This window comes from Streptomyces sp. NPDC034037 (assembly GCF_055575715.1).
In genome coordinates this window covers 216,644-232,581 of the sequence record NZ_JBVISC010000007.1, presented here as the reverse complement: position 1 = coordinate 232,581, position 15,938 = coordinate 216,644, and the positions used below count along the sequence as shown (strand labels likewise).

General features: G+C 70.9%; 16 protein-coding genes. All 16 read right to left on the bottom strand.

What is annotated here, in order from left to right; translation table 11 throughout:
• Window positions 1–4 precede the first annotated feature (4 nt).
• The 16 genes from ACZ516_RS25035 to ACZ516_RS24960 all read right to left on the bottom strand — a co-directional run bounded on the left by ACZ516_RS25035 (window position 5) and on the right by ACZ516_RS24960 (window position 15,930).
• The gene (locus ACZ516_RS25035; protein ID WP_361078874.1) at window positions 5–1,570 is read right to left on the bottom strand and encodes a phosphatidylinositol-specific phospholipase C domain-containing protein; all 1,566 of its coding nucleotides are present in this window, start codon (window positions 1,568–1,570) and stop codon (window positions 5–7) included.
• Window positions 1,571–1,698: 128 nt separating this feature from the next.
• Complete coding sequence (locus ACZ516_RS25030) at window positions 1,699–3,183, bottom strand: cytochrome P450 (RefSeq protein WP_361078877.1); 1,485 nt, start codon at window positions 3,181–3,183, stop codon at window positions 1,699–1,701.
• A 55-nt stretch (window positions 3,184–3,238) separates the two neighbouring features.
• Window positions 3,239–3,853 (bottom strand): GTP-binding protein, encoded by a 615-nt coding sequence (locus ACZ516_RS25025; RefSeq protein WP_358579054.1) that lies wholly within the window; start codon window positions 3,851–3,853, stop codon window positions 3,239–3,241.
• A complete protein-coding gene (locus ACZ516_RS25020) occupies window positions 3,834–4,262 on the bottom strand; it encodes a DUF742 domain-containing protein (RefSeq protein WP_358579051.1) in 429 nt (142 codons plus the stop codon). Before ACZ516_RS25020 ends, ACZ516_RS25025 begins: the two co-directional genes overlap by 20 nt.
• Complete coding sequence (locus ACZ516_RS25015; protein ID WP_358579048.1) at window positions 4,259–4,666, bottom strand: roadblock/LC7 domain-containing protein; 408 nt, start codon at window positions 4,664–4,666, stop codon at window positions 4,259–4,261. Before ACZ516_RS25015 ends, ACZ516_RS25020 begins: the two co-directional genes overlap by 4 nt.
• On the bottom strand, window positions 4,663–6,291 hold the full coding sequence (locus ACZ516_RS25010; protein ID WP_361078881.1) for an ATP-binding protein: 1,629 nt from the start codon (window positions 6,289–6,291) through the stop codon (window positions 4,663–4,665). The genes ACZ516_RS25015 and ACZ516_RS25010 overlap by 4 nt, the downstream gene beginning before the upstream one ends.
• 333 nt (window positions 6,292–6,624) lie before the next feature.
• A complete protein-coding gene (locus tag ACZ516_RS25005; protein ID WP_358579043.1) occupies window positions 6,625–9,438 on the bottom strand; it encodes a DEAD/DEAH box helicase in 2,814 nt (937 codons plus the stop codon).
• A gap of 43 nt (window positions 9,439–9,481) precedes the next feature.
• Window positions 9,482–10,378, bottom strand: coding sequence for a diacylglycerol kinase (locus ACZ516_RS25000; RefSeq protein ID WP_469011707.1), 897 nt, complete (start codon window positions 10,376–10,378; stop codon window positions 9,482–9,484).
• A 17-nt stretch (window positions 10,379–10,395) separates the two neighbouring features.
• Window positions 10,396–11,289 (bottom strand): twin-arginine translocase subunit TatC, encoded by an 894-nt coding sequence (tatC, locus tag ACZ516_RS24995; RefSeq protein WP_358579080.1) that lies wholly within the window; start codon window positions 11,287–11,289, stop codon window positions 10,396–10,398.
• A 92-nt stretch (window positions 11,290–11,381) separates the two neighbouring features.
• The gene (gene tatA / locus ACZ516_RS24990; RefSeq protein ID WP_358579039.1) at window positions 11,382–11,663 is read right to left on the bottom strand and encodes a Sec-independent protein translocase subunit TatA; all 282 of its coding nucleotides are present in this window, start codon (window positions 11,661–11,663) and stop codon (window positions 11,382–11,384) included.
• A 204-nt stretch (window positions 11,664–11,867) separates the two neighbouring features.
• Window positions 11,868–12,065 (bottom strand): hypothetical protein, encoded by a 198-nt coding sequence (locus ACZ516_RS24985; RefSeq protein ID WP_358579037.1) that lies wholly within the window; start codon window positions 12,063–12,065, stop codon window positions 11,868–11,870.
• A gap of 9 nt (window positions 12,066–12,074) precedes the next feature.
• A complete protein-coding gene (locus ACZ516_RS24980; protein ID WP_469011706.1) occupies window positions 12,075–12,350 on the bottom strand; it encodes a hypothetical protein in 276 nt (91 codons plus the stop codon).
• On the bottom strand, window positions 12,347–13,393 hold the full coding sequence (locus tag ACZ516_RS24975) for a helix-turn-helix transcriptional regulator (protein ID WP_469011705.1): 1,047 nt from the start codon (window positions 13,391–13,393) through the stop codon (window positions 12,347–12,349). Before ACZ516_RS24975 ends, ACZ516_RS24980 begins: the two co-directional genes overlap by 4 nt.
• Window positions 13,394–13,409: 16 nt before the next feature.
• Window positions 13,410–14,363, bottom strand: coding sequence for a helix-turn-helix transcriptional regulator (locus ACZ516_RS24970; protein WP_358579031.1), 954 nt, complete (start codon window positions 14,361–14,363; stop codon window positions 13,410–13,412).
• A 135-nt stretch (window positions 14,364–14,498) separates the two neighbouring features.
• On the bottom strand, window positions 14,499–14,873 hold the full coding sequence (locus ACZ516_RS24965) for an FKBP-type peptidyl-prolyl cis-trans isomerase (RefSeq protein ID WP_358698338.1): 375 nt from the start codon (window positions 14,871–14,873) through the stop codon (window positions 14,499–14,501).
• A gap of 58 nt (window positions 14,874–14,931) precedes the next feature.
• Complete coding sequence (locus ACZ516_RS24960) at window positions 14,932–15,930, bottom strand: FKBP-type peptidyl-prolyl cis-trans isomerase (protein ID WP_469011704.1); 999 nt, start codon at window positions 15,928–15,930, stop codon at window positions 14,932–14,934.
• Between the last annotated feature and the right edge of the window lie 8 nt (window positions 15,931–15,938).

Genomic DNA, 15,938 nt, shown 5'->3' with positions numbered 1-15,938 from the left:
CCGGTCACTTGCTCGGGCAGGTCTCCTGGGTCACCTTGCCGCCCGACTTGTCGGCGGTGGCCGGGTCCATCGACAGGCACATGCCCGTCCAGTTGTTGACGAACTTGTAGGCCTGCTGTTCACCGTTCGAGGTGGTGACCTTGACCGGGACGATGTTCCACATCTGGCTGCCGGAGAACCAGCGGGTCTCGCAGTCCCACCAGAACATCTGGGTGCCGGAGCCGGGCGGGGTGCCGTTGTTGTAGGGCACGGTCAGGCACTTGCCGTTGCTCGCCTTGATCCAGAAGTGGCCCTTGTCGTCGAACGAGGAGGGCTTCTCGGCCCCCCACTGGTGGCTGCTGGGCGGACTCGACTGGCACTCGCGCTGGGTGACCAGACCGCCGGACTTGGAGTCGTCGAACTCGGGACCCCGCACCATGCAGCGGCCGTAGAGCGTGTTCACGTAGGTCTTGTCGCCCTTGACCTGCCAGACCATCCGGTTGCCGCTGGTGCGCGCATCGTCCTTGTTGTGGTCGATGATCGCGTTCACCAGGCCCCAGCCGGGAAAGTCCATCATGACGATGCCGACGCGACCCTGTGTCTTGTTGAGGTACTTCATCAGGTGGTAGTTCACACCCGGGACCTCGGTGCTGACGCCGCTCTGGACCTTCGTGTACCCGCCGGCGTAGTGACGCGGCGACCCCCCGGCGGGGACCTTGTTCGCGGACGTGTACGTCACGTACAGGTGGGAGGCGTCGGACATGGCCTCGTCGACGTTCTTCTTGACGTAGTTCCACTTCTCCGTGATGTCCGAAGCTTGGTAGTGGTCCTCGTTGTGGTCGTTGAAGCCCTCAAGCCCGTAGTGCGGGTTCTCGACGCTGTCGAAGCTGCCCAGGACCAGCTTGCCGCGGACCTCCCCGAGCTTGGGGATCGCCGCCCGGCCGCCGCCCGTGATGGAGGGGGCCCAGAACAGGTCGGAGTATTCCTTCTTTTTCGCGTAGAAACCGAAGATGTCCCTGACGTTCTTCGCGGTCATCGACTCCGGGTCGTGCTTGCACTCGTGCAGCGCGGCACCCGAGTAGGGGCACTCGGACTTCAGCCGCATCACGACCGTCTCGGTCGGATGCGCCTTGAGGAAGGACTTCGTCTTCTCCAGGACGTCGTCGAAGTTGGCGTTCTGGTAGAAGGCGGCGTGGTGGATCGCGAAGTCCTGGCCGCCGTTGACGACGCGGACCCGGATGTCGAGGGCGCGGATCCCGCGTTCGTACTGCGCCGCCAGCGTCTTCGCGCTGTCGCCGTAGTCCTCCTGCGTCTGCACGGCCGCCCCGCCGTGGAGAGCGAGCGTGTCGTGGGTGCCGGGGATGGACATCGCCGACAGCCTGGTCTCGCTGGCGACGCCCGACATCCACTCGGCCCGGTCCGGCTGCCCGAGGTTTTCGAAGGCGTCCCTGTTGGTCGACCCGGCCGCCCCTGCGGCCGTGGGCGTCAGCAGTGCCGCGCCCAGCGCGACACTGACCGTCATCAAAGCTGCCAGCGTGCGGGACCGTCTGCGCGATCCCGCGCCGGTGGCGCGGGGGGTGGGGCTGGGCATGGGACTCCTGTCCAGAGCGGGGCAATAGATGCCCAGCTTCCACCCTGCCGCTCACGCTTCTCTCACGTTTCTCTCACGCCCGCCTCAGAGGTGTGCCCACGTTGACACCGCTGCCGCACCAGGTCGGGTCAGTAGCCGCGCCACCAGCTGAGGAAGCGCCGCCAGGCGCCCTGGGCCGGCATGGGCTCAAGCGCGGTCTCGGTCGTGGTCGCGGAGGGTGTCGCCGCGGGCCGCGGGGCCTGCGCGGCGGCCTGCGGCGCGGGCGGTGGCGGGGTGGAGACCTGCCAGTCCGTGCGCGGCCTCGGCAGCTGCGCCGAGGGCCGGGCCATGACGTCCTGCGGCGGGCGCGGTGCGAACCGCACCGGCAGCTCCACCAGGTGCCGCGACAGGATGGACGAAGTCCACCGCAGGTCCCGCTCGTCGATGTCCAGTTCGACGTCCGGCAGGCGCATCAGGAGCGCGTCGACGCCGGTGTCGGCGATGGCGCGCCCGATGTCCTGCCCGGGGCACTCGTGGGGCCCGCCGCTGAACGCGAGGTGCGAGCGGTTGCCCCGCATGTTCGCGGCCAGGTCGGGGCGGACGACGGGATCGACGTTGCCCGGCGCGATGCCCATGATCAACCCGTCGCCCGCCCGGATGTGCCGGCCGCCCAGCTCGGTGTCCTGCTTGGCGAAATAGCCGACCATCGCGCTGAAAGGCGGCTCGTCCCACAGGGACTGCTCGACCGCCTCGGGGACCGTCATCTGGCCGCCGCTGAGCTGGGCGCGGAAGCGGGGGTCGGTCAGGACCATCCGCAGGACGTTCGCGATGAGGTTGGCGGTGGCCTCGTAGGCCGCGATGAGCACCAGGCGCAGATGAGCGCCGACCTCGTCGTCGGTGAGCTGCGCCGGGTGCGCGATGAGGCTGCTGGTGAAGTCCTCGTCGGGCTGGGCGCGGCGCCGCGCCACGAGGCCCATCAGGACCTCCATGATGTACGCGTTGCTGGCGATGGCGGTCTCGGTGCCCTTGATCATGTCGCGGGCCGACTGCACGATCCGCTCGTTGTACTCCTCGGGCATGCCGAGGACGTGGCACATCACCATCATCGGCAGATGCTCGGCGAACCGGCTGACCAGGTCGGCCTCGCCGTCCTCGCAGAAGTCGTTGATCAGGTGGTTCGTGTAGCGGTTGATGTGGCGCCGGATGCCGCGGTGGTCGATGCCGGACATGGCGCCGGTGACCGCCCCGCGCAGCCGCTGGTGCTCGTCGCCCTCGGCGAAGCTGCACATGGGCTGCCAGGTGAAGACGGGCGCGAGCGGGTGGTCGGGCCCGGCGCTGCCGTCCTGCACGGCGCGCCACAGGCGCGAGTCCCGGGAGTAGTGCGAGGGCGTGCGGACCATGTGGAGGTTCTCGCTGTGCCCGAGCACGGCCCAGATCGGCACGTCGTTGTGGATCAGTACGGGCGCCACCGCGCCGTACTCGGCGCGCAGCTTCTCGTACAGGCCCGCGAGGTCGGTGTCCGCCTCGGGCCCGTACAGGCGGCGCAGGCCGCCGGGGCCGAGGCCGTGGGCGGGACAGCCGGGGGGCGCGGCGAGGTGGTCGGCGCCGGGCCAGGAGGGGGAAGGGGTCGTCACGGTCGTCGCTCCGGGTTCGCGGAAGGGGTTCCGGGGGTGCAGAGGTCGGTGGGTGTCAGACGCGGGTCACCGTCAGGGAGTGCAGGTAGCGCATCAGGGTCATCAGGACGTCCCGGCTGGACTCCCTGCGCCGGGCGTCGCAGGGCATGATCGGCACCGCGGGCTCCAGGTCCAGGGCCCTGCGCAGGGTCTCGATCGGGTGCTGCGGGGCGTCCGGGAAGTCGTTGACGGCGACGACGAACGGCACGCCGCGCTCCTCCAGGCGCCCGATCACGTCGAAGCTGACCTCCAGGCGGCGGGTGTCGATGAGCACGACCGCGCCGAGCGCGCCCTCGAACAGGCCGTTCCACAGGAACCAGAAGCGCTCCTGGCCGGGGGTGCCGAAGAGGTAGAGGACCAGTTCGTCGGAGATGCTGATGCGGCCGAAGTCCATGGCCACGGTGGTGGCCGTCTTGGACTCGGAGCCATAGTTGTCGTCGACGCCGATGCCCGCCTGGGTCATGGTCTCCTCGGTCGTCAGCGGGCGGATCTCGCTGACCGAACCGACCATCGTCGTCTTGCCGACCCCGAACCCGCCGACGATCACGACCTTCACGGCGGCCGTGGCCGTGTGCGGCAGGACGTCCTCGCTGCGGGGGCCGGTGATCGTGTCAGAGCTTTTGAAGTCCATGCATCACCGCTTCGAGGAGGGAACGGTCGGGGATCGCGGAGCGGACGATGGGGGCGCGCGCCTGTACGAGACCGGTGGCGAGTAACTCCGTCAGGACGACGGTCACCACGCTGAACGGCAGCGCCAGATAGGCGGACAGCTCGGCGACGGAGATCGGTGTGGTGCACAGCCGCAGCACCGCGGAGTGCTCCGGCTGGGCCAGTGGGGACGCCTCGCCCTGGGCCACGATGAGGGTGACGAGGTCGAGCGGCGCCCGCTCGGAGTCCTCGCCCGTCAGGATGTACAGCCGCTCGGGGTTCTGGGGGTCGCGGCGTTCACGCTGCGCAGGGGCGTCCGGGTCGGGGGCGTCCCGGGCGGAGGGGACGTCCCCGTTCGAAGGGCCGTGCGAAGGGCCGTGCCGAGGAGTCATACGGCCTGCCCGTCACGCCGTGGCGGACTCGTCAGATGCGCTCCGATGCGTACGACGAGGTCGCGCATCCGGGTGGCGACGAGGCCCGCGTCGACGGTCTCGTCGGCGAGCACCGCGAGATAGGCGCCGGTGCCGGCGGCCATCAGGTAGAAGTAGCCGCCGTCGATCTCGATGATGACCATCTTCATGCCGCCGTCGCTGCGGGGGATCTCCGTGGCCACGGCGGCGGCCAGGCTCTGCAGTCCGGCGCAGGCGGCGGCGATGCGGTCGGCGGCGTCCGGGTCGCCACCGTAGCGGGCGATGCGCAGGCCGTCGGCGGAGAGCACCACGATCTGCCGCGTCTGCGGCACCCCGTCGGCGAGCTCCTTCAGCATCCAGTCGAAATTGGCGCGCTGCTGGATCACTGCCACTCCCCCTCGTCGGCGTTGCCGTGGTTGTTCCGGTCGGTTCCCTGCGGAGGGGTGCTGCCCTGCGGGGCCGAGGGGTCGGGGCCGGCCTGGCCGTCGCCCTTTACGCCCTTCATGAACGCCTCGACCCACAGGCCCGGTTCGGCCCCTTCCTTCCTGGGCGGAGGCGGTGCGGTCGTCGCGGCGTGGGCTTCGGCGGCCCGCTGGGCCTCGGCCTCCATGGCGTAGCGCTCCTTGAGCGACATCGTCACGCGGCTGCGGCGCTGCGGCAGGCCGTTCTCGGTCCACTCGGTGACCTCGGGCACGTCGTCGTCCCGCAAGGTCGCGGTCGGGGTGAGCGGGGAGCGCAGCGGCGGGCCGGCGGTGACGACGCGCGGCTTCTTGCGGCGGATGTTGCGCGCGGGCTCCTCGATGGGGTTTCCGACGTTGTCCACGCGGGGCACGGCGGAGGCGCCGATGCCGTGGGCGAGGCCGGGGGCGGGCTCGGTGGTCATCATGTCGCGCGGCACGATGAGCACCGCGCGGACGCCGCCGTACGCGGACTGCCGCAGGGAGATCTGCATGCGGTACATCTGCGAGAGGCGGCCGACGACCGCCATGCCCAGGCGGGGTGTCTCGCCGAGGTCGTTGAGGTCGATGCCGGCCTGGGCCTGCGCCAGCATGCGCTCGGCGCGGGTGCGGGCCTCTTCGCTGAGGCTGACGCCGCCGTCCTCGATCTCGACGGCGATACCGGTCTGCACCTCGACGGCGGTGACGTGGACCTTCGTGTGCGGGGGCGAGTAGCGGGTGGCGTTGTCGAGGAGTTCGGCGCAGGCGTGGATGAGCGGTTCGACACTGGTGCCCTTGATCGCGACGTCGGCGATCGAGTGCAGTTCCACGCGCGGGTAGTCCAGGATCCGGGACATCGCGCCGCGCAGCACGCTGAACAGCGGTACGGGGTTGGGCCACTGGCGGCCGGGGCGGCCGCCGCCGAGCACGGCGATGGAGTCGGCGAGGCGGCCGATCAGCGCGGTGCCGTGGTCGATGCGCAGCAGGTCGTCGAAGACCTCGGGGTTGCGGCCGTGGAACTCCTCCATCTCGCGCAGTTCGGCGGCCTGCTGGTGGACGATCGACTGGACGCGCCGGGCGATGTTCACGAAGGCGCGCTGGGCGGACTCGCGCAGCGCTCCCTCGTGGTCCAGGATCTCCAGGACCGAGCGGAGCAACTGGCGCTGGGCGTCGGGCAGGTCGCGGTAGGCCTCGTCCTTGTCGACGACGTTGCGCACCACGTCGACGGGGGTCTCGCCCTGCCTGAGGCGCCAGAGCGCCTCGGGCAGGATCTCCTGCCCGAGGCGGACCGTCTCGTCGTCGTGGGAGGCGATGCGCCCTTCGAGGTGGGCGATCCGCTGTGCGTACTGTGCGCGCTGCCCCTTGATGGTGCGGCCGCGCCGCACGGCTTCGACGCCGACCACGATGACCATGAGGGTCGCGACGGCGCCGCACCAGCCGACGGCGGGCCGGGCCGGCTCCGTCACCGTGGCGACGGCGGCTCCGGTCGCCGCGGCCATGAGCATGGCGGGCAGCAACAGCACGCGCGCGTAGGGGACTTCTCGGCCACCGGGAGGCGATTGAACACTCACCATGTATGCCCTCTGAACAGTCGTCTTGGGGAAAGGGGGTGGGGAGGTACGGGAGAGCTGGTCGGACGGGAGCGCGAAAGCGAACAATCACAAGATTGGGGAACAAGCATGCGAACTCGTCGCAACTCGTTCCAACTCGCCGCGCTCCGGGCGAGCTTAGTGCGCCGAAATCATCGCCGAGTCATATTCGGCAACCCTCTGCACAGCCCCCGCCGCCGGGCATACACTCGCCCCATTTACACGCGTGGCGATCACCCGAACACATGGAGTGACGCCGTCGAACGTGCAAAAGGCGGCGCGCCCAGGAGCAGGACGCGCCGCCTCTTCGATGCCGTGTCAGCCCACGGAGCTGTACGCCACTACGCCGCGCAGCAGCTGGTCGACCGCCTTGCGGGCGTTCTTGGCGACCGTGCTGCCGCCCTCCCGGGGAGCCGCCGCCGAGATCTGGCCCAGGACGTCGATGACCTGCTTGCACCAGCGCACGAAGTCACCGGCCGGCATCTCGGCCTCGCGGAGCACCTCGTCCAGGCCCTTGCCGCTCGCCCACATGTACGCCGCCCACGCGAAGCCCAGGTCCGGTTCGCGCTGGCCGACACCCTCGGCCTGGCGGATCCTGAAGTCCTCCTCCAGGGCGTCCAGCCGGCCCCAGATCCGCACCATCTCGCCGAGCGCCGCCTTCGCGGCCCCGGACGGCAGCTTCGGCGCGAGCGCGTCGTCGCCGACCCGGGACTCGTAGACCAACGCCGAGACGCACGCGGCCAGTTCACCGGGGCCGAGCCCCTCCCAGACGCCCGCGCGCAGGCACTCGCTGGCCAGCAGGTCCAGCTCGCCGTAGAGCCGGGCGAGCCGCTTGCCGTGTTCGGTGACCTCGTCGCCCCGCAGGTAGTCCAGCTCGGTCAGGAGCGCCACGATGCGGTCGAAGGTGCGGGCGATGGTGTTCGTCCGCCCCTCGATGCGGCGCTCCAGCTGCGAGGTGTCGCGCTTGAGCCGGTGGTAGCGCTCGGCCCAGCGCGCGTGGTCCTCGCGCTCGTCGCAGCCGTGGCAGGGGTGGGCGCGCAGCTCGGTGCGCAGCCGGGCGATCTCCTGGTCGTCCGCGGCCGCCGCGCGCCCCTTGCGGTGCCGGTCGGGCACGATGTGCCCGGCCTTGGTGCGCAGCGCGGACGCCAGGTCGCGGCGGGACTGCGGCGAGCGGGCGTTGAAGGACTTCGGGACGCGCATCCGCTCCAGGGCCTCGACCGGCACCGGGAAGTCCATCGACGCGAGCCGCTTGACCTGGCGCTCGGCGGTGAGCACCAGCGGCCGCGGGCCGTCGACGTGGTCGAACCCGCGGTGGCCGTTGGCCCGGCCGGCGGGCAGCCCGGGGTCGAGGACGAGGGCGAGCCCCGCGTACTTCCCCGTGGGCACGTGGATGACGTCCCCCGGCTTGAGCTTCTCCAGGGAGGCCGCGGCGGCGGCCCTGCGCTGGGCCGCGCCCTGCTTGGCCAGCTCGGTCTCGCGGTCCGTCAGCTGACGCCGCAGGCGCGCGTACTCCTCGAAGTCGCCGAGATGGCAGGTCATGGAGGCCTGGTAGCCCGCCAGGCCCTCCTCGTTCTTCTGCACCTGCCGGGAGATCCCGACGACCGACTTGTCGGCCTGGAACTGCGCGAAGGACGTCTCCAGGAGCTCGCGCGAGCGGTGCCGCCCGAACTGCTCCACGAGGTTCACCGCCATGTTGTACGACGGCTTGAAGCTGGAGCGCAGCGGATACGTGCGGGTGCCCGCGAGACCCGCCAGGTGTTCGGGGCTCATGGCGCGCTGCCACAGGACCACCGCGTGGCCCTCGACGTCGATGCCGCGCCGCCCGGCCCTGCCGGTCAGCTGGGTGTACTCGCCGGGGGTGATGTCGGCGTGCTGCTCGCCGTTCCACTTGACGAGCTTTTCCAGGACCACGCTGCGCGCGGGCATGTTGATGCCGAGCGCGAGGGTCTCGGTGGCGAACACGGCCTTGACCAGGCCCCGGACGAACAGCTCCTCGACGACTTCCTTGAAGGTGGGCAGCATGCCCGCGTGGTGCGCCGCGATGCCGCGCTCCAGCCCCTCCAGCCACTCGTAGTAGCCAAGGACGTGGAGGTCCTCGTCCGGGATGGAGGACGTGCGCTCCTCCACGATCTCGCGGACCTTCGCCCGCGCCTCGTCGTCGTTCAGCCGAAGGCCGGCGTACAGGCACTGCTGCACGGCCGACTCGCAGCCCGCGCGGCTGAAGATGAACGTGATCGCGGGCAGCAGGCCCTCGGCGTCGAGCCGCTCGATGACCTCGGGGCGCCCCGGGGTCCAGATCCGCGACCGCTGCCGACGCTCGCGCTCGCGGTCGGCCTCGCGGACCATCTTGCCCTTGCGGCGCTCGCGCGGGTTGTACGAGCGACTGGCCTCCATGCGCGCCATGCGGGTGAGGTCGGGGTTGACCGCCTTCTTGTGGCCCTCGCCCTCCTCGAAGAGGTCGTACATCCGGCGCCCGGCGAGCACGTGCTGGAAGAGCGGCACGGGCCGGTGCTCGGAGACGATCACCTCGGTGTCGCCGCGCACGGTGTCGAGCCAGTCGCCGAACTCCTCGGCGTTCGACACGGTGGCCGACAGGGAGACGAGCGTGACCGACTCCTGGAGGTGGATGATCACTTCCTCCCAGACGGCGCCGCGGAAGCGGTCGGAGAGGTAGTGCACCTCGTCCATGACCACATAGCCGAGGTTCACCAGCGCCTGCGAGCCCGCGTACAGCATGTTGCGCAGGACCTCGGTGGTCATCACGACCACCGGGGCGTCGGAGTTGACGCTGTTGTCGCCGGTGAGGAGGCCGACCTTGTCGGCGCCGTAGCGTCTGGCGAGGTCGGCGTACTTCTGGTTCGAGAGCGCCTTGATGGGCGTGGTGTAGAAGCACTTCTTGCCCTGGAGGAGCGCGAGGTGCACGGCGAACTCGCCGACGATCGTCTTGCCCGAGCCCGTGGGGGCGGCCACGAGCACGCCCTTGCCCGCCTCCAGCGCCTGGCAGGCCTCGATCTGGAAGGGGTCGAGGCCGAATTCGTACATCTCGCGGAAGGACGCGAGTGCGGTGGCCTGCTCGACAGCGCGCTTGCGCGCCGCCGCGTACCGCTCGGCCGGTGAGAGGTCCTCTGTCATCGTGCTTTCGAGACTACCGGGCACCACTGACAACGGACGATCATTAATCGGGAGGTCCCAGGACCCGCACGGCCCCCGGCACGCACTCGGCCCGCAGCGGCAGCGCCCCCAGCGGTTCCCCGTCCGCGTACCCGGTGACCCCGGGCGCCGCCAGCTCCACCGCGGCGGCCCGGTGCACGGTGACCCGGGGATGCCCGAGGTGCGTGCCCCGGTAGACGCGCGGGAACACCGTGAGCAGCGTCGTACGGCTGCACGCCCCCACCACGGTCACGTCGAAGAGGCCGTCGCCCATGTCGGCCCCGGCGCAGATCCGCATGCCACCGCCGTACGACGGTCCGTTGCCGACGGCGACCAGCGTGGCCTCGACCTCGTGGACGGCACCGCCGTCCAGGGTGATCCGGTACGGGACGGGCCTGAAGGCCGCCAGCTCGGCGACCATCGCGAGGTCGTACTTGAAGCGCCCCGTGGGCCACCGCAGCCGGTTGCCCCGGTCGTTGACCCGCGAGTCGAAGCCGGAGGCGAGCACGGTCGCGAACCAGGTCCCGCCGACCCGCCCCAGGTCGATGTCGCGGGTGCGCGCCCCTTTGAGCCACTCGGCCACACCCTCCCCGGCCGCCGCGGCGTCCCGCACCGGCAGCCCGAGGGCCCGCGCGAAGTCGTTGCCGGTGCCCACCGCGATCACCCCGAGCGGGGTCCGCGTCCCGGCGACGGCCTGGAGCGCGAGGCTCGCCGTGCCGTCGCCGCCGACGGCTATCAGCGCCCCGGTGCCGCCCGCGACGGCCTCGCGCGCCCGCCGCAGGGCGTCGGGAGCGTCCGCGCCGATGACGGTGCCCACGCGGAAGCCGCGGGCCCGCAACGCCGAAGCGGCCGGCCGCGCCGCCCTGGCGCCCCGGCCGCGTCCCGCGGTGGGATTGACGAAGAGGGTGATCTCGCTGGTCACGGCCGGACCCTACAAGGTCAGGTCACGTCGTCGTAACCGTTCACCCGGTGATCGGCCCGTGCCGTGGCCGCCTGCTCGGGGAGCGCCCTGGGCGGGGCGACGGGCTCGATGCCGCCGATGGCCTCGGGGGTGAGGTCGATCGCGGACGCCTCGTCGTCGTCGAGTTCGGCGTCGGGGTCCTTGCGACGGCGGCGCCGGTCGTTCAGGAGGGAGATGCCCACCGCCATGAAGTACAGGACGACGATCGGTCCGGCGAGCGCGATCATGCCGACGGGGTCGGTGGTCGGGGTCGCCACGGCGCCGAAGATGAAGACGCCCATGACCACGCCGCGCCACCAGGTCGCCATGCGGCGGCCGGTCACCATGCCGGTCATGTTGAGCATCACCAGGAGCAGGGGTAGCTCGAACGAAATGCCGAAGACGAGGACCATCCTGACGGTGAAGTCGAGGATCGTGTCCATCGGGAGGAGGTTCTCGGCGCCGTCGGGCGTGATGCCGAGCAGGACGCGCATGCTGACCGGGAGGATCGTGTAGGCCAGCCAGGCGCCTCCGAAGAAGAGCGGCACGGCGGCGGCGACGAACCAGTAGGTGTACTTCCGCTCGTGCTTGTGCAGACCGGGGGCGACGAACGCCCACAGCTGGTAGAGCCAGACCGGGCTGGAGACGATGATGCCGACCATGAGGCTGACCTTCACCGTGGTGGTGAAGGGCGACAGCAGGTCGTTGAACGTCACCTTCGCGCAGTGGCCGCCGGTCTGCTTCATGCCGGGCTCGCAGCGCGGCACGGGATCAGCCAGGAACTCCATCAGCTCCTGGCTGTAGAACGCGGCCACGATCGACACGACCGTGATCGCGAGAAGCCCTTTGGCGAGCCGGTTGCGGAGCTCGCGCAAATGCTCCGCGAGGGGCATCCGCCCCTCGGGGTCCTTCTCCTTCTTGCGGGCAGACTTGAGCAACCCACGTCCTCATCTCGTGCGGCAGGCCGGCCGTCGCCGGCCCTGGATCAGCGCTTCGTCGTGTCGGTCGGCTCGGTGACCGGGCGCGAGCTGGTCACATCGCCGGGGGCCGCCTGGATGGTGCGCTGCTGGACGGCGGGGTCGCTCGGCGGGTCGGCCGGGACGGCGTCGTCCGCCTTGCTCTCGGACTTCATGGCCTTGGCCTCACTCTTGAGGATGCGGGCCGACTTGCCGAGGGAGCGCGCCATGTCGGGCAGCTTCTTCGCTCCGAACAGCAGGATGACGATGACGAGAATGAGGACGATCTCGGTGGGGCCGAGCCTACCCATAGCTTTTTACCTTCTTCACCGAGGCGACAGGAGTCTGGTTGCCAGGCAGACCGGACATACATCCGATCTCCGCTGTCAGCGATCGTAACCCCCCGGGGTAAACGCTCGGCAATCCCCGCGCGTCCTCCGGGTGCGGCCCCCGCCTCGATCCGGGCCGCGTTCGCAGCGTACCCGCCCCTCTCGGGCACTCGACAGGTCGCGGAGCTAAGGAGCCTCTCGCCCCGCGCGGGCCACCTGGGCCGCGGCCTTCTCCAGGTCCTCGGCCGCCCGGTTGATCCTCCGAGTGGTCTCGGACACCTGCAGGCCGAGGCGCTGCGCCTCCACGAAGACCTTGATCGCCATTACGCCGAGGACGGCGAGGCCCAAGAAGCCCGCCGCGATCGCGAGCATCGCCCAGAACATGCGCCGAGCCTAGACGGTGGGGTGCAGACGCAGCGTCCGCACCCCGCCGCCGGTGAGGAGTTCGACGATGCGCTCGCCCGCGGGCTTGCGCACCGCCGCCCCGCACTCGGGGCAGGTGAAGGAGTAGAAGGTGGTGCGGGGGCTCGCGCCCATCACCAGGCGCAGCGCGCCCGCGGACAGTTCGAAGCGGGCGCGGCAGTCGGTGCAGGCGGCGGTGAACAGGACGGGGCCCCGCCTCGGCTGCGCCGGCACTCCCGGCAGCCCGGACCTGGTCGGTGTGCTCAACGCCCTTGCTCCTGCCGTTCGTGGGGCCGGCCGTACGGCCCCGGGGCCGATCCGTCACCCGGCTCGCCGCATGACTCGTACGGCTGATCACTCTCCTGGCCGTAGGCGGCGAGCGCCTCGCGGGCCGCCTGGCGCGCGCTGTCCGCCAGCTGGACGGGGGTGACGATCCGGCCGTCCCTGCCGAGCCGCAGCGCGAGGCGGCGCAGCGAGGCGGGTTCGGGGGTGCGCAGCGTGATCCGCAGACCGCCGTCGGGCAGTTCCTCCGCGCTGTCGTGGGGGTAGTACTCGGCGACCCAGCGGCCGCCGGGGCCGACCTCGACGACGACCTCCGGGTCCTCGGCGGCGGGCTGCACCAGGCCTTCGGAGAGGTCGCGCAGCTCGACCTCGGGCGGCGCGGACGGCTCGTCGAGGATCTTGATCTCGGCGACGCGGTCCAGGCGGAAGGTGCGGCGCGCCTCGGAGCGGCGGCACCACGCCTCCACATAGGTGTGTCCGACGCTGACCAGGCGGATCGGGTCGATCTCGCGCTCGGTGAGCTCGTCGCGCGCGGGCGAGTAGTAGCGGATCCAGAGTCTGCGGCGCTCGGAGATGGCGCGGTCGACGTCGGCGAAGACGCCGCCCTCGGACTCGAAGGTCACCGAGAGCCGGGCGCTGGCGCCCGCCGCCTCGCCGGCCGCCGTCTCCAGCTTGGCGGTGGCGCGCAGCAGGGCGAGCCGGTCGCTCTCCCGCAGGCCGGGCAGGGTGGCCACCGCGCGGGCGGCCACGAGCAGCGCGGTCGCCTCGTCGGCGGCGAGCCGCAGCGGGGCCGCCACGTCGTCGGGGTTGTGCCACCAGATGCGGTCGCCGTCGGTGTCGATGTCGAGCAGGTCGCCGCCGCGGAAGCTGGTCCCGCACATCGGCAGCACGTCGAGGTCGGAGATCAGCTCGTCCGGGGTGATGCCGAAGGCGCGGGCGACGTCGCCGACGTGGGCGCCGGGGCGCTCGCGCAGATAGGTCACCAGCGACAGCATGCGCCGCGTCTGGTCGATGGCGTTCGAGGCCATTGCTCTTCGCTCCCCCTCAGCCCTTGGCCACGGCGCGCAGCCGGTCCACGACGTCGGCCCGTAGTTCGGCGGGCTCCAGGACCACCACGTCGGGCCCGAACTCCACCAGCCAGGCGTCCAGCCCATGGCCGTAGGGAATCTCCAACTCGTCCCAGCCATCGCCCAGTTCCCGCACCGAGCCGGCCTTGGCGCGCAGCGGGTAGCCGGCGCCCGTGCGCAGCCGGATCCGGGCCGTGCGGTCGGCGCTCTCCCCCGCCCAGCCCGCGACCGTCTCGCGGACCGTGACGACGTCCGGTACGTCGGCGGTGTACTTCCCGGCGCGGGCGCGGACCTTGCCGGTGATGCGGGAGAGGCGGAAGACGCGCTCGGCCCTGCGGTCGCGGTCCCAGCCGGCGAGGTACCAGTGGCCGCGCCAGCATTCGAGCGCCCACGGCTCGACGTGCCGCTGCTCGGGGCGCGCGGCGGTGGCCTTGCGGTAGTCGAAGACGACGGGGCGGCGGTCGCGGCACGCCAGCATCAAGGGCTCGAAGGCCGCTTCGTGGGCGGGGATGCGGGGCTCGAGGGCGCTGTGCGTGCCGTAGGGGTCGGCGTCCTCGGGCAGGCCCGCGGCGCGCAGCTTCTGCAGGGCGCCGCTGGCGGCTCCGGCCAGGCGCGCCTGCTGCCAGACCTTGGCGGCGAGGCCGAGGGCGGCGGCCTCCTCGGCGTCGATGGTGATGGGCGGCAGGCGGTTGCTGTCGCGGCGGGCGAGGTAGCCGACCTCGCCCTCGACGTTCTCCACGGTCTCGATGACCAGGCCCAGCTCACGCAGGTCGTCCTTGTCGCGTTCGAACATCCGGTTGAAGGAGTCGTCCGACCCCGCTTCCAGATAGGCCTCGATAGACTCCCGCAGCTCCCGCTTGCTGAGCGGCCGCCGGGTCCCGAGCAGGCACAGCGCAAGGTTCATGAGCCGCTCGGCCTTGGCAATGGCCATCGACGCCCTTTCTCGGCTGTTCAGATTGTGCTTCCGACCGATGACCGTACCGCCCCGGGGTGTCCGGGCAAAAGCCGAGGGCCCATGCCCGGTCAGGCATGGACCCCCGACGAAAGGATCAGGTCAAGGACGTGATCAGACGGCGACCAGGTCGCAGACAAAGATCAGCGTCTCGCCCGGGGCGATGCGGCCGCCGCCGGCGCCGCGGTCGCCGTACGCGAGGTTCGCGGGGATGATCAGCTCGCGCCGGCCACCCACCTTCATGCCCTGCACGCCCTGGTCCCAGCCGGAGATGACCTGGCCGGCGCCCAGCTGGAACTCCAGCGGGTTGCCGCGGTTCCAGCTGGCGTCGAACTCCTCGCCCGTGCTGAAGGCGACGCCCACGTAGTGGACCTTGACGAAGTCGCCCGCCTTGGCGACCGCCCCTTCGCCCTCCCAGATGTCCCTGATCTGCAGCTCGGTCGGCGGCTCGCCACCGGGGAAGTCGACCTCGGGCTTCTCAATGCTCACGAAAGTGCTCCTGCTTGGTACGGAAAGTCAGCGCGGACAGTCTTACATCCTCGCGGGCTCAGGCCTTCGCGAGGATGTCCACGCAGAAGACGAGCGTGGAGTCCTTCTTGATGGAGCTGTTCTGCGGGGGCTTGTCGCCGTAGCCCAGCTTCGGCGGGATGACGATCAGGACGCGGCTGCCGACCTTCTTGCCGGTCAGGCCCTGCGCCCAGCCCTTGACGACCTGCGCCAGCTGGAACTGCGCGAGCTGCTTCCTCTTGTACGAGGAGTCGAACTCCTTGCCGTCGGCCCAGAGCACGCCCTTGTACTGGCACAGGAGGCTGTCGGTCTCCTTGATCACATCGCCGTCGCCCTCCAGGACGTAGGACGCGACGAGCTTGTCGGGCGCGTCGGCCTTGGGGATGTCGATGGCAGGGGCCTTGCCGTCGGTGTTCGTGCCGACCTTGGGCAGGTCCTTGTTGGACTGGGCGACCTCCTTGCCCTTCGCCGAGCTCTTGGCGTTGAAGCTGTCCACGAGGTCGACGACGAACACGAGCGTGTCCGAGCCCTTGATGCCCGCCTGCTTGTTGCCCTCCTCGCCGTACCCCATCTTCGGGGGGATGGCCAGCTCCACGCGGCTGCCGAGCTTCTTGCCGACGAGCGCCTGGTCCCAGCCCGGGATGACCTGTCCGACGCCGATCGGGAAGACCGTGGGGCTGCCGCGGTCGTAGGAGTTGTCGAAGACCTTGGCCGTGGCCCAGATCTGGCCGAGGTAGTCGGCCTGGAGGTGGTCCCCCTTGGCCACCTTCTCGCCCTTGCCCTCGATCAGGGTCTTGACCGCGAGGTCGGGGGACGCCTTGCCGGGGCCCTTGGCGACAGTCGGCTTCTGGCGGAACTTGTCGCCCTTGGTGATCTCGGGCAGCGGTCCGTCCACGATCTTCGCCGTCGGCGCGGCCGACGGGGAGTTGGTCGGGCTGTCGCTGGGCTTGGACTTGGCCTTGTCGGCCTTGTCGTCACCACAGCCTGCCAGCGTGAGCAGGCCGGCCGGGACGGCAAGGAGGAGTGAGCGTCGGCGCACGGTGGGGG